Raw genomic sequence first — 13,295 nt, forward strand, 5'->3', positions numbered from 1 at the left:
AGCAACTGCCTTTCGCCACCGCTTCAGAAGCTGCCTGCGAGATGGCCGCATTCCGGGCTTTGATTATCCTCTTGCGGTTTCTGGTTCCGAGAGGTTGGTCGCGGTCCACCGGGGACGGGCGACAGGCACCCTCACCAGCTTGAAGTAGCTGTAATACAAGAGGAAGGAGCCCATGATGTAGGGATTGAAGGTATCGATCTCGACGAAGGACCGGATGAACAGAAGCATCATCACACCGGCAAGGATCACGGACTCGGCTTGCCATGTCCTGAATATCAAAGCCGCTATGTGGCCCCACAGCGTGCGCAGGATGATCAGCGAGATCAGCGTCGCCCCGACATAACCAAGCTCCACGAGGGCTTCTATATAAGTGTTGTGGAAATGGAAGCCGGATCGGGTTGTGATGTAGAATTCGTTCCAAAGCCGCTCGGCCTCGGCAAAACCCTGCACCCAATAGGCCGCGTAGCCAACACCGAGGATCGGCGCTTGCTGCGCCGCGTTCCAGCCTTGCTCCCAGAGATAGGTCCGCCCGGTCAGGGTGGAATCCTTTCCGAAGGCGCCAAGAACGAAATCCAGAAGTCCCGCAAAGGCAACCGCGGTGACCACGACCAGCCCGGATGCACCGACCAGGAAAATCACCCGTCGATAGCGGAGCGAAAGCTTCTTGGCCATCGCGAGCAGAGCCACCAGAGCGAGAACTGCCGGCACCGAAGCCGTCGAGGTGGCGGAATGCGCCATGACCAGTAGGTAGGCCGACAGAACGAAGACGGGCGCCGTCAGAAAAAGGCTTACCCGGCCGCGTCTGAGAAAGGCCAGGAAGACAACGCAAAAATAGATCCCGAGCGACGCGACAAAGCCGATCTGGTTCTTGGAGCTGAATGCGCCGACGAAATTGTAGCTCCCGTCGAGAATATCGTAGGAATAACCCCCGACCGCGAGCGAATAGATGAGGACGACAAAAATCCCGGTCAGCGAGCCTATCGCCAACGTGCGGACGCTGACGGTCCGCGCAGCGATGTAGGCGCAGGCGATATGGGAACAATACTGGATTGCCGTCCTCAACGTGAGGCCGGGAGCATCCGACCAGAACACCGAGAGGCAGACGTAGATGGCAAACGCCAGCGGGAGCCATGCGCTCGATAGATGTCGCAACAGCCGCCGGTAGTCGACCAGGATAAGGGGAAGCCAGACCGCATAATAGGCCAGGATCAGGACCTGGCCGAAAACGGCGGAGTAGGAGAACGCCCAAATGGAGATGGCAACTGCAAAGCTACCGTAGACCGTGTTCTTCTCCGGGTCGATCAACAGAGATTTTGGAATCTTCATCTCGGTAGCGGATTCCCGTCCATACAGCTCAAGGCCGATTTGCCGCCGCGCCAAGCGCTGACGCTTCCGTTGTGCAGTGCAATATAACCCATCCCCCGCAGCCTGTCACCCAAATGAGGCAAAAACACCCATGCGGAGGCCTTAGGAGAAGCAGGTAGAAGGCCGAGACAGGCAGTGCGGCAAGAACAAAGCACCCACCGGGTGCGAACTGTTTTTTCAGTTCTTCAGCACTGGACAGAGCAGGCTTAGAGAACAGGCCACATCATTCAACCGCGTGCTCCTGGCCCACCACGAACATGTTCGGAGGCTCCAGACTCTGGCTTGAACTTCTCCGTCGTTGACTTCACATTCGCCGCCGATTGGGAGAACGAGCACATGCCGATGAGTTTCGCGGGACGGTTTGCCGGACGATCGGCCGTGATCACCGGTGGCGCCTCAGGCATCGGTCTGGCCGTCGCGCAAAGAATCGCTGAAGAGGGCGGACGCATTTGCGTCTGGGATCGCGACCCCGCCCAGATCGATCAGGCCAAGGCCGTCATTGCCGACTTGCACGGCGTGACTGTCGACGTCGCCGATCCCGTAGCGGTCGAACGGGCCGCCCGGCAGACAATCGATGCCCTCGGCGCGGTCGATATCCTGGTCACCAGCGCGGCAATCACCGGCCCGAACATGACGACCTGGGACTATTCGGTTGAGGATTGGCGCCGGGTCATCGACATCAACATCAACGGCGTCTTCTTCTGCAACAAGGCGCTGGTTCCGCATATGCTCGAGCGCAATTATGGCCGGATCGTCAACATCGCCTCGATCGCCGGCAAGGAGGGAAATCCCAACGCGTCGGCCTACAGCACTTCGAAGGCGGCGGTGATCGGCCTGACCAAGTCGCTGGGCAAGGAACTGGCCAAGTCCAAGGTGACGGTGAACTGCGTCACGCCGGCGGCCGTGCGCACCGCGATCTTCCAGCAGATGAGCCAGCAGCACATCGACTTCATGCTGTCGAAGATACCGATGGCGCGGTTTGGCGAGGTCGAGGAGGTGGCGGCGCTGATCTCGTGGATCGCTTCCGAGGAATGCTCCTTCACGACGGCCGCAGTCTTCGACGTCTCCGGCGGCCGGGCGACCTATTGAAGCAAGCAAGGCGCGATCTAGAGCAATTCCAGGAAAAGTGTGAGGCGGTTTTCCGTCCGGAATTGCGCAAAAACAAAGAGATAGAGCGGTTCGGCGTTTCCGTGAAACGATGAACCGCTCTAGCGCCAGCGCCCGCCAGACTGGAGTTCACTTCGTTTGCTTAGCGTCGAACCTGCACTGTCCGACGAAGATCTGCTCGACCGCTTCCAGCGCGCGGCCTTCGGTTATTTTCTGGAAACCGTGAACCCGGAGAACGGGCTGGTCGCGGACACTTCGCGGCCAAATTGGCCGGCAAGCATCGCGGTCGTCGGCTTCGCCCTGTCCTGCTATCCGGTCGGGGTCGAACGCGGCTGGATGACCCGAGACGCAGCCGTAAAGCTGACGCTCGCCACGTTGCGCTTCTTCTGGAACAGCCGGCAAGGCGGTGACGACGACGCAACTGGCCACAAAGGTTTCTACTATCATTTCCTTGACATGCGGACCGGCCTGCGCGCCTGGCGGTGCGAATTGTCGATGGTGGACACTGCGCTCTTGATGGCAGGCGTGCTCGTGGCTGGCGCCTATTTCAAAGGCGACAATGACGAAGAAACCGAAATCCGCGACCTCGCGGAAATGCTCTATCGGCGCGTCGACTGGCGATGGGCGCAAGGCAGCAATTCGACTTTGCGGCAGGGCTGGAAGCCGAAGAGCGGCTTTCTGCGTTATGGCTGGGAAGGCTACAACGAAGCGACGGTGCTCTACGTTCTGGCGATGGCCGCTCCGGACAGGCCAGCCTCGGACGACAGCTATGCCGGCTGGACGGCGACATATCAGTGGGAAAACATCTACGGCTACGACGTGCTCTATGGCGGTCCATTGTTCATGCACCAGTTCTCGCATGCCTGGATCGATTTCGATGGCATCCGGGATGCGTTCATGCGGGAAAAGAACTCGGACTATTTCGAAAACAGCCGCCGCGCGACCTACCTTCACCGGGACTATGCGCGGCATAACCCCTCCGGCTACGACGGCTACGGTGAAGGACTGTGGGGCCTCTCAGCAGGTGACGGACCCGGCAACTTCCGCGCCCAAATCGAGCGGCGGCCGCGTAAATTTTCCGGCTACGCGGCGCGCGGCGCACCGTTCGGCCCCGACGACGGAACGATAGCGCCGTGGTCGTACCTTGCATCGCTGCCATTCGCACCGGAAATCTGCCTGCCGGCGCTACGCCATCTCGGGGAACGCCACCCAGAGGTGATCGACGGTTTCAGGCTGCCGAGCGGCTTCAACCCGACGCTGGCGAACCGGCGGAAATTCGGGCCGAGCGGCTGGATATCGGATGCGCATTACGGACTGGACCAAGGTATCGTCGTGTTGATGATCGAAAATCACCGTTCGCGCTTGATCTGGGAGCTGATGCGGTCGAGCCCGCATATCCGCCGCGGCCTGTGCAAGGCAGGGTTCAGCGGCGGCTGGCTGTCACAGACAGCGACCGTCCGGAGGACGCGGGCTCAATAACGGCCACTGCCCAGCTGCCGCTTGCCGTGTCGGGGACGAAGATACTCGCCCTTCCCAGCAACTCGCGCTTCTGGGAAAGGCGTCATCGGCAAGTTACACTGATTTACTTAGCCGGCGAACGTGTAGGCGGTCTTCACCGTGGTATAGAATTCCGCCGCATAGCGGCCCTGCTCGCGTGGGCCGTAGCTCGATCCCTTGCGGCCGCCGAAAGGCACATGGAAGTCGACGCCCGCCGTCGGCAGATTGACCATCACCATGCCGGCCTCGGAATTGCGCTTGAAATGTGTGGCGTGCTTGAGGCTCGATGTGCAGATGCCCGACGTCAGCCCGAACGGCGTGTCGTTGGCCACCGCCAGCGCCTCGTCATAGTCCTTGACGCGGATCACGTTGGCGACCGGTCCGAAGATCTCCTCGCGTGAAATGCGCATGGCGTTGGTGGCTTGCGTAAACAGCGCCGGCTGCAGGTAGAAGCCGCGGGTTTCGCGATCGAGCCGCTCGCCACCGAAGGCCAGATCGGCGCCTTCCTGGCGGCCGATGGCGATATAGTCTTCATCCTGTTTCAACTGACTCTGGTCGACGACCGGTCCGATCTGGGTTTTCGCATCGAGAGCGTCGCCGACGACCAGCTTAGCCAGGCGATCCTTCATCGCATCGACGAAGCGGTCATGGATGCCGTCCGTCACGACCAGGCGGGACGATGCCGTGCAGCGCTGGCCGGTCGAAAAGTATGCGCCGTTGATCGCGCAGTCGACGGCAACGGCAAGATCTGCATCGTCGAGCACGACAAGCGGGTTTTTGCCGCCCATTTCGAGCTGGAACTTGCGCATGTGCTCGACGCTCGCCGCAGCCACGCGCTTGCCGGTGCCGACCGAACCGGTGAAGGTGATGGCATTGAGGTCGGGGCTGTCGAGCATGGCCTGGCCGACCACCGAACCCTTGCCCATGACGAGATTGAGCACGCCCTTCGGCAGGCCGGCCCGATGCAGGATGTCGACAATGGTCCAGGCACTCTCCGGAACCAGATCGGCCGGTTTGAAGACGATGGTATTGCCATAGGCCAGGGCAGGAGCGATTTTCCACGCCGGGATGGCGATCGGGAAATTCCATGGCGTGATAATGCCGACGACGCCGACCGCCTCCCGTGTGATCTCGACACCGACGCCGGGCCGCACGCTTGGAACCAGCTCGCCCGACAGGCGCAGTACCTCACCAGCAAAGAAATCGAAGATCTGGGCGGCCCGCACGGTCTCGCCAATGCCCTCGACCAGCGTCTTGCCTTCCTCGCGCGCCAGCGCCCGGCCGATTTCATCTTTGCGCGCGGTGATCTCGTCCGACGCCTTCCTCAGCACCGCATGGCGTGCCAGCAGGCCCGATCGCGACCATGCCGGAAAAGCCGCTTTCGCCGCCGCGATCGCCTGCCGGGTCTGCTCGGCGTCGCCCGACGCATATTCGCCGACCACGTCGTCGAGATTGGACGGGTTGATGTTACGGGAGCCGGCATCGCCAACCCACTCGCCATCGATGAGGTTCTTTCGAAACGGGGTCATATCGCTGTCTTCCTTGTCGTCCTTCGATTGGCCGTCTATCTGGACCACCGGCCGCCACACCGCAAGGCCCCCGGCGGCAAAGTTCTCCTCCTCGACAGGCATGTGTTAGGTGTCTAGGTGGTAAACCATGACTTTAGTGTGTGTGCGACGCGGGTCGCACCGGGAGGAACCGCCATGTCCGACAGCGCCTTGCCATTGGTGATCAGCGCGCCCGAGCCACGCACGCTCGACCTGATTTTCACGCCCGAGGCACTGGCGAGATTCCGCGCCAAATATCGTATCGTCGAAACGTCGCCGGAAGGCGTCGCGGCCCTGCCGGCCGACGTGCTCGCCGAGGCACGCTACATTGTCGGTCAGCCGCCGATCGCGCCGGAGACGCTCGACAAGATGCAAAGGCTGCGCTGCATCTTCAATGTCGAGAGCAACCTCCTCAACAACATGCCATATGAGACGCTGTTTACGCGCGGCATCCATGTCGTCACCACGGGCCTGGTCTTCGCTGAGCCTGTTGCCGAGCTCGGCCTTGCCATGGCGCTCAACCTCGCTCGCGACATTGTCGATGCGGACCTCGCCTTCCGGCAGAGCAAGGAGCTGTGGGGCGGAGACGGCAACCGGACGGCGCGACTTCTTTCCGGCGCGGATGTCGGCATCATCGGCTTCGGCGATCTCGGCCGTGCGCTCAACCGGCTGCTGTCGGGCTTTCGGACGCGGACCAAGGTATTCGATCCGTGGCTGCCGCCGTCGATCCTGATAGAGAACGGCGTCGAGCCGGCTTCGCTCGACACGGTCCTGTCGGAGAGCGATTTCGTTTTCGTCGTCGCTTCGGTGACCAGCGAAAACCAGGGGTCTCTCGGCGCTGAGGCCTTTGCCAGAATGCGCAAGGGAGCCGCCTTCATCCTGCTCAGCCGTGCCGGCGTGGTCGATTTCCCGGCATTGATGGACGCCGTTCGCAGCGGTCATATCGTCGCCGCCAGCGATGTGTTTCCGGAAGAGCCGCTGGCACAGGATCATCCCGTGCGCGCACTGCCCGGCTTCCTGCGCTCCGCCCACCGGGCCGGCGCGCTCGACATCGCCTTCAAGCGCATGGGCGACATGGTGCTGGAAGACATGGACCTGATCGACCGCGGGCTGCCGCCGATGCGGTCGAAGAGGGCCGAACGCGAAACCGTTTCGCGCATGCGTTCGAAGCCGGTCGACAAGAACTGAGCCGTCAAGCCCAGCGCCTGCGCGGGTTTGTCAGATGGTGAACGACCAAAACAGGCAGGCCAGCGTCGCCGCGGCGAAGACGACAAAGAACAGGCTTCTTAGCAGGATATTGCGGCGCAGCTCGTTCATGAAAAGATGGCAACCGACGATGGCGACGACGAACAGGAAGCGCCAGTTCAGCAGCGCCGGCAAGATGTTGCTTCGATCGAAAGCCCATCTGGCGGCGAGGTAGCCGATGATGGCTGCGAACAACGCTATGACTGTCCAGAAGATCGCATCCGCAGCGTTCGTCAGGACGACGCTGGCGGCCCTGATCGGCAGGATCATCATGAGCAGCGCGCTGAAGAAATACACGGCCGCGAGCGGGATAAACGTCCCGGCATCGGCGACGTCGTCCAGGCGTTTTGCGCCGATCGCACCGTAGGGATAGCCATGCTCGGCCACTGCCAGGCTGAGCGCCATCAGCAAAGCCGTCAACGCGGCGACCAGTGCGAATGAAGTGAGGGCTTTGCTCATGCTGTTCCTTGTCCCACCGAATCAACAAGGACGTTTTTAGCCCATGGTCGTAAATTGCTCGTAAGCCTCAGGTGACACGCGAAAGCGGAGAGAGCCAGCTTACCTGTCGGCGTTCTCGAAGGCGCCTATGCCTTGCGCAATGAGGTTTGTCGCCATGACCAGGGATATGATCGCACCGGAGTTGAAGACGACGACCCACCATTTTCCGCCGGTCAGGAAGCCGTAGCCATCGGCGATGGCCAGCCCCCAATCTGCCGAGGGAGGCTGAATCCCCAGGCCAAGAAAGCTCAGCGTCGCGATGGCGAAGAACGCATATCCCAACCGGGTGACGAGCTCGATCAAGATGGTCTCCCTGACATTGGGCAGAATTTCCAGGAACATGATGGCGCACGCGTTTTCGCCACCGAGCCGTGCAGCGCTGACATAGTCGCGTTCGCGCTGCTCGCGCACGGCAGCGCGAACGGTCCTCGCCACAAGCGGCGCATAGGCAATACCGATCACCAGAATGACCGTAAGGTTGGATGGGCCGATCGCCACAAGCGTCATGGTGACCAGAACGATGAACGGAAACGCCATAAGCGTGTCGAGAAGCCGCGCGCCGATGGCATCGACAAGCCCATCGAAATAACCGAGCACGAGCCCGATGACGGTGCCGGCGGCAACACCGGTCAGCGTCGCCAACGGTGCAACCAGCAGGATGTCGCGCGATCCGACGACGATCCTGGACAGCACGTCGCGGCCGAGCTGGTCGGTTCCGAACCAGTGCAGGGCGTCGGGAGATGTCAGCATGGCGAGGAAGTCCTCGGCATAGGGATCGTAAGGAACGAACAGATCGCCGAACACGGCGCATGCGACCCAGAACAGCAGCATTATCGAGCCGATCGCGACGGATGGCGGCACTCCCGAAAAAACGCGACGGATCCTGCTCGCCACCGGCAAGCCGAACCTGTCGCGCTGCGGTGCAGGAAACTCCACAAGCTCCATCATGACGAAGGCCGGCGGCGTTGCCGCGGATCGAGCAAGGCCTGCACGAGATCGCCCGTCGCTGCCGACAGAACGAAGATCGTTGCCATCACAAGAACGCCTGCTTCAAGCATCGGAAAATCCCGTGCCTTGGCGGCGTTAAGCACCAGATTGCCCAAGCCCTGGATGCCGAACAGCGCTTCGATCACGACAAGCCCGCCAAGCATGTAACCGGTCTGGGTGGCGAGAACCGCGATGGTCGGGGTTAGGGCGTTGCGCAACACGTGCCGAACGATAATTTCCGGCCGCTCGAGCCCCTTCAGGACGGCGGTCCGCGTGTAGTCGGCAGCCAGCGCCTCGATCACCCCAGCCCTCGTTATCCTGGCGATATAGCCGGCAAGGTTCAGCACCAGGGGAAGGGCCGGCAATATCAGGTAATAGCTGTTGGTCCAAAAGCCCGCGCCGTCCGGAGCGACGCCCGATATCGGGAACCAGTTCAGCCACAGACCGAAGACAATGAGCAGGAGCAGGCCCGAGACAAAGTCGGGAACGATGCCGAAGGAAACACCCGCCAGCACGATCAAGCGATCGATGAAGCGGCCCTGATTAAAGCCAGCGACGACGCCCGCGCCAACCCCGAGCGGAACGAGAAGGACCAGAATGACGCCGGCGAGGGCAGCGGAGTTCTTGAGACTTTCCAGCACGAACGGCGTGACCGGCGCGCGCATCGACAGGGAAGCGCCGAAGTCGCCGGTGACCGCCTTGCTGAACCAGCGCCAATACTGGACGAGAACGGGTTGATCCACCCCCAGCCGCTTGTTGAGCTCGGCCACAGCCTCAGCATCGGCGAACGGGCCGAGCATGACACGGCCGACATCGCCGGGCAGAATCTGCCCGGCGAAGAAAACCAGGACACTGACAAGCCACAGCGTAAGCACGAGCGTGCCGAGGCGCGCCAACAGGGTGCGGCCGTTCAGCATCGGCTCTTGCCGCTCCGCTTGGACCCTGTTCCATCCCGGTGGAATCGGGATGAGCCTCTATTCCCGCATCTGAGCATGATCTCTAGTTCGGGCATGATTTCCAGCGCAAACCGGTCCAACTTTTCGGGATCATGCCTGGACAAAGGAAACCCGGTCGAGCAGCAGATGGGAGATCGCGGTGAAGCGCACCCCCTCGACCTTGGTGCTGGTTATCCGGCTGTATTGCGAGAAGTAGCTGATGATCAGCGGCGTTTCGTCGAGAAGCAGGTTTTGAATCTTGCCCGCGGCAAGGCGCTGTGTCTTCAGGTCGCGCGCCTTGGAGTAGTCGAGCAGCAAGGCGTCATAGGCCGGATTGTTGAAATGCGCCGCATTCCAGGCTCCCGAACTCTTGAGCGTGGCGTTCAGAAAGATGTCGGGCGTGCCGCGATGGCCAAAATCAGTGATGCCCAGGACCGAATCCAGCCATGGCGAACTCCCGAAGGTCGCCGATCCATAGTAGGCGTCCTGCGGCAGAACGTTGAGCTTGATGTCGATGCCGGCCTTCTTGGCGAAATTCTGAATGAGTACCGCATAGTCGGGAATGTCATAGGCGCGTTCGGTGGTCAGTGTGACCTCAAATCCGTTCGGCACGCCGGCCTCGCCAAGCAGCCGCTTGGCCTCAGCGATGTCCTGCTTGCGTTGTGGCACGGAAGGATCGGTCGAGGCAAAGACAGGGGCAAACGGGTTGTCGTTGCCGACGATCGCACGACCCTTCAGCAGCCCTTTCACCACCGCCTCGCGATCGATGGTCAGCGCCAGCGCGCGGCGGACGCGCTTGTCGGCGAACGGCGCCTGGTCGGTCCTGAGATGCGCCTGCTCATGCGAGCTTGCCTGAACGCTGAGTATTCTGAAATTGGGATTGCCCTCGATCGCCAGTTCCAGCCGCGTCGTGCTCGGGATGACGTCTAGTTGGCCGGCCTGCAGAGCTAGCACCTGGGCCTGCTCATCGTCGAAGAACTTGATCTCGACCCGGTCGGGAAGCGCCTTGTCGCCCCAGTAATCCGGATTGCGCACGAAGCTCGCGCCTTGCTTGGGACGGAACGATTCGAGCTTGAACGGGCCGGTGCCGTTGAAAGTCTTCTCGAAATCGCCGGCATAGTCGGCCGGCAGGATGACGGCATTGTAGACGTCGGAGGAGACATAGAAGGGGAAGTTGCTGTTCGGACCGTCGAGATCGAAGGCGACCGTCTCATCATCGACCAGCTTGGCGCCGCCCTTGGACAGGATGCCCTTGTAGGCCGACAGCGCCGACGAGCCGTTGGCCGGATTGACCAGCCGCTCGAAACTCGCCACCACGTCCCGGCCGGTGACCGCACGACCATCGTGGAATTTCACCCCTGGGCGCAATTTGAAGGTCCAGCGGCTGGCTGTCTCGTCGGCCTCCCAGGACAGAGCGAGCTTCGGCTGAAGCCCATCCTTCGGATCGTCGAGGATCAAATATTCGCCCACCTGGCTGATCACCCCGATGCTGGCCGGATCGGTGACCGATACGGGATCGATAGCCTTGGTCGGCTGGCCAAGCCCGACACGGACCGTGCCCCCGGTCTGTCCACTGGCGAGCGCGCGGCCGGAGAGCCCTTGCGAGGCGGCAAAACCGGTAAGGCCGATCAGCGCTGCATATTTGAGAAGATCGCGGCGCTTGAGAAAACCTCCTTGATATTCGTCGACGGCGACATTCCAGATGTCCCCGGACAGGTTGCGAAGCAAGTCGATATCGTTGCGTCTGGTCATGTTGAAACCCCTGTCTGAAATGAGATTGAAAGATGCGTCTATGTGACGGGCTGGCCGTCGAGATGGATGCGGTCGACAGCCTGCGGGTAGAAGGCGACGAGGCCCTTGATCTTCGGCATTTCGGCGATCGGATCGCGGTAGCTCCAGGCGATGTCCGGGCGGACCGAGCCGTCCTTGAGCAGACCGGACCAGTAGGTGGCGATGCCCTTGTAGGGACATCGCGTCGTGGTGGTCGACGCCGTCAGCCGCTCCAGCCTGATATCGTCCGGGTGCAGGTAGAAACGGGTCGGCAAATGGGTCTCGAACAGCAGCACCGGACGGTGGCTGTCGGCGATCGGCTCGCCGTCGAACCATATCTCGACATGGCTCGAACTCTGCAGCACATCGATGCGCGCATAGGGGTCTCGGGCATGGACGAAGACCTCCTCGTCCTCCTCGAACCACTGGTCGACCGCATTCCAGGTGAAGGCGATGCGGCCGGCCAAGGGTGAGAGGCTTTCATCCGGAGGTGCTGCAAAGGACCAGGCCGCGTCGGGGGAACGCCTGTCACCTGTATCGAGATCCCAGTATTTCGTTTCGCCGCCGACCGCGTGCTGCTGCCCATCTTTCGACGGCTTCAGCAGCGACCGGTCGACCGCGGCCGCCGGGAAGAAATAGACCGGCAGGAAATGATTGGAGCGCAGCACCAGCACGTTTCGGCTGTCGGCGACGGTGTGACCGCCGAATTTGACGCGCACACGCTTGGGGCTGTGCAGGACGTTGACGAGGTGCGGAGCGGCGGCTTCGCGGGGCTGCAGTTTCGGTGCGGCGGTCATGACTGTTCTCCGATCAGGACACGGCGTGCGCATTGTCGCGCTGTTCGGCGAAGCGATTGGCGGGTCGCGCCAGGCCGAAACGGTCGCGCAGCGTCCCCGGCGCGTATTCAGTCGGGAACACGCCGCGGCGCTGCAATTCCGGCACGACCTGTTCAGCAAAGTTCACCCAGTCTTCGGGCAGCAGTGGGAACATCAGGTTGAAGCCCTCGGCGGCGCCCGAAACGAACCAGTCCTGCAACTGGTCGGCGATCTGTTTGGGCGTTCCCACGACGGTAGGCACCGAACCACTATTGGCGAGCTTGCGGGCGATGTCGCGCAGGCTGAGATTCTGCTTCGACCACTCCTTGACCCGGTTGAGCGACGTGCGCCCGCCGTTGAACGTGCTCTCGTCCGGCAGCGGCGGCAGCGGCCCGTCCGGTGGGTACTGCGAAAGATCGACCCCGCTCCAGCTTGATAGGAGATCGATGCCGACTTGGTCGGGAAGCAGGGACTGAAGATAGTCCTGCCGTTGCCGGCCTTCCGCCTCGGAGGGCGAGACGATCGGCAGTATCCCCGGCAGGATCTTGAAGCTCTCCGGCTTCCTGCCATAGCGAGTGAGGCGCTGATTGATATCTTCCCGATACCTGACGCCATCTTCCCTGGTGCTGAAGATGGCGAAATGCACGTCTGCATGGGCGGTGGCAAAATTCTTGCCATCCTCCGACGAGCCGGCCTGGACGATCAGCGGGTGACCCTGCGGCGGCCGGGAGACGTTGAGCGGGCCGCGGACCTTGAAGTGCGTGCCCTTGTGATTGATCGCATGGACCTTTTCAGGGTCGGCGAAATAGCCCGACGCCTTGTCGAGAAGCAGGGCCTCGTCTTCCCAGCTGTCCCAGAGCGCCTTGACAATATCGAGGAATTCGGTGGCGCGCTCGTAGCGGAACGCATGCTCGATATTGCCGTCGCGGCCGAAGTTGCGGGCTTCTTCGTCCATGGCGGAGGTGACGACGTTCCACGACGCCCTGCCCTGGCTGATGTGATCGAGCGAGGCGAACATGCGCGCTACATTGTAGGGCTCACTGTAGGAACTCGACGCGGTGGTGATCAGGCCGATGTGCTTGGTCACCCCGGCCAGCGCCGACAGCAACGTCAGCGGCTCCAGGCGGGCATTCGCGTAGTGCGCGACGCCGCTCTGCACCGAATCCCAGATCGCGACGTGATCGGCGACGAAGATCGTGTCGATCCTGGCGCGCTCGGCTGCCTGCACGAGATCGCGGTAGTAGTCGAAGTCCAGCACTTCGCGGCCCGGCGCGCAGGGATGGCGCCATGACATGCGGTGATCGCCCTGCGGATTGAAGAAGAATGCGCTGAGAATCATATGGTCTCGAGCCATGCCGGTCTCCTGCCAAATCTGCTCTGGAGACCATCGCGCTTCATCGATCGGCCGCGATCCAACAATCTCCCGATCCGTAAAAGCTAGATTGCGTTTCGGTTTAATTCGAGTAATTTTATAGAGATAATGTACTGGAAAAGCGGAAGCGATTGCCTTTGATGGCAGCTCGGGAAGA

11 protein-coding genes are annotated in these 13,295 nt (G+C 61.7%); 3 read left to right on the plus strand and 8 right to left on the minus strand.

The annotated features are described in order from the left end of the window. Positions 1–63 precede the first annotated feature (63 nt). Positions 64–1,326: an O-antigen ligase family protein gene (locus ABID19_RS07915; protein ID WP_354489394.1), complete on the minus strand. Its 1,263-nt coding sequence runs from the start codon at positions 1,324–1,326 to the stop codon at positions 64–66. Positions 1,327–1,701: 375 nt separating this feature from the next. Between ABID19_RS07915 and ABID19_RS07920 the strand changes: the two genes are divergently transcribed. Both ABID19_RS07920 and ABID19_RS07925 read left to right on the plus strand, forming a co-directional pair. Then, entirely contained in the window at positions 1,702–2,454 is a 753-nt protein-coding gene (locus ABID19_RS07920; RefSeq protein WP_354489396.1) for an SDR family NAD(P)-dependent oxidoreductase, read from the plus strand. A gap of 156 nt (positions 2,455–2,610) precedes the next feature. After that, positions 2,611–3,951, plus strand: coding sequence for a glucoamylase family protein (locus ABID19_RS07925; protein ID WP_354489398.1), 1,341 nt, complete (start codon positions 2,611–2,613; stop codon positions 3,949–3,951). A 107-nt stretch (positions 3,952–4,058) separates the two neighbouring features. Here the strand turns inward: ABID19_RS07925 and ABID19_RS07930 are convergent, their stop codons facing one another. Continuing rightward, the gene (locus ABID19_RS07930) at positions 4,059–5,498 is read right to left on the minus strand and encodes an aldehyde dehydrogenase family protein (protein WP_354489508.1); all 1,440 of its coding nucleotides are present in this window, start codon (positions 5,496–5,498) and stop codon (positions 4,059–4,061) included. Positions 5,499–5,672: 174 nt separating this feature from the next. On the opposite strand from ABID19_RS07930, the gene ABID19_RS07935 reads away from it, so the two are divergent. Next, positions 5,673–6,704, plus strand: a complete 1,032-nt coding sequence (locus ABID19_RS07935) for a hydroxyacid dehydrogenase (protein ID WP_354489400.1) — start codon at positions 5,673–5,675, stop codon at positions 6,702–6,704. A 30-nt stretch (positions 6,705–6,734) separates the two neighbouring features. On the opposite strand, the gene ABID19_RS07940 is transcribed toward ABID19_RS07935, so the two are convergent. The 6 genes from ABID19_RS07940 to ABID19_RS07965 form a co-directional block, all read right to left on the minus strand. Next, positions 6,735–7,220, minus strand: coding sequence for a hypothetical protein (locus tag ABID19_RS07940; protein WP_354489401.1), 486 nt, complete (start codon positions 7,218–7,220; stop codon positions 6,735–6,737). Positions 7,221–7,319: 99 nt separating this feature from the next. Next, positions 7,320–8,204, minus strand: coding sequence for an ABC transporter permease (locus ABID19_RS07945; RefSeq protein WP_435528701.1), 885 nt, complete (start codon positions 8,202–8,204; stop codon positions 7,320–7,322). Next, positions 8,204–9,163, minus strand: coding sequence for an ABC transporter permease (locus ABID19_RS07950; RefSeq protein WP_354489404.1), 960 nt, complete (start codon positions 9,161–9,163; stop codon positions 8,204–8,206). Before ABID19_RS07950 ends, ABID19_RS07945 begins: the two co-directional genes overlap by 1 nt. A gap of 129 nt (positions 9,164–9,292) precedes the next feature. Continuing rightward, complete coding sequence (locus ABID19_RS07955; RefSeq protein WP_354489406.1) at positions 9,293–10,933, minus strand: ABC transporter substrate-binding protein; 1,641 nt, start codon at positions 10,931–10,933, stop codon at positions 9,293–9,295. A 38-nt stretch (positions 10,934–10,971) separates the two neighbouring features. Beyond that, on the minus strand, positions 10,972–11,748 hold the full coding sequence (locus ABID19_RS07960; RefSeq protein WP_354489408.1) for a DUF427 domain-containing protein: 777 nt from the start codon (positions 11,746–11,748) through the stop codon (positions 10,972–10,974). A 13-nt stretch (positions 11,749–11,761) separates the two neighbouring features. Beyond that, positions 11,762–13,120, minus strand: coding sequence for an LLM class flavin-dependent oxidoreductase (locus ABID19_RS07965; RefSeq protein ID WP_354489410.1), 1,359 nt, complete (start codon positions 13,118–13,120; stop codon positions 11,762–11,764). Positions 13,121–13,295: the final 175 nt, after the last annotated feature.

The sequence above is a fragment of the Mesorhizobium robiniae genome (assembly GCF_040545535.1).
Taxonomy (GTDB): domain Bacteria; phylum Pseudomonadota; class Alphaproteobacteria; order Rhizobiales; family Rhizobiaceae; genus Mesorhizobium; species Mesorhizobium robiniae.

Coding starts and splice junctions, on each gene's coding strand:
- ABID19_RS07915 (WP_354489394.1), bottom strand. CDS start 1,326: ATGAAGATTCCAAAATCTCTGTTGATCGACCCGGAGAAGAACACGGTC.
- ABID19_RS07920 (WP_354489396.1), top strand. CDS start 1,702: ATGCCGATGAGTTTCGCGGGACGGTTTGCCGGACGATCGGCCGTGATC.
- ABID19_RS07930 (WP_354489508.1), bottom strand. CDS start 5,498: ATGACCCCGTTTCGAAAGAACCTCATCGATGGCGAGTGGGTTGGCGAT.
- ABID19_RS07935 (WP_354489400.1), top strand. CDS start 5,673: ATGTCCGACAGCGCCTTGCCATTGGTGATCAGCGCGCCCGAGCCACGC.
- ABID19_RS07940 (WP_354489401.1), bottom strand. CDS start 7,220: ATGAGCAAAGCCCTCACTTCATTCGCACTGGTCGCCGCGTTGACGGCT.
- ABID19_RS07945 (WP_435528701.1), bottom strand. CDS start 8,204: ATGGAGCTTGTGGAGTTTCCTGCACCGCAGCGCGACAGGTTCGGCTTG.
- ABID19_RS07950 (WP_354489404.1), bottom strand. CDS start 9,163: ATGCTGAACGGCCGCACCCTGTTGGCGCGCCTCGGCACGCTCGTGCTT.
- ABID19_RS07955 (WP_354489406.1), bottom strand. CDS start 10,933: ATGACCAGACGCAACGATATCGACTTGCTTCGCAACCTGTCCGGGGAC.
- ABID19_RS07960 (WP_354489408.1), bottom strand. CDS start 11,748: ATGACCGCCGCACCGAAACTGCAGCCCCGCGAAGCCGCCGCTCCGCAC.
- ABID19_RS07965 (WP_354489410.1), bottom strand. CDS start 13,120: ATGGCTCGAGACCATATGATTCTCAGCGCATTCTTCTTCAATCCGCAG.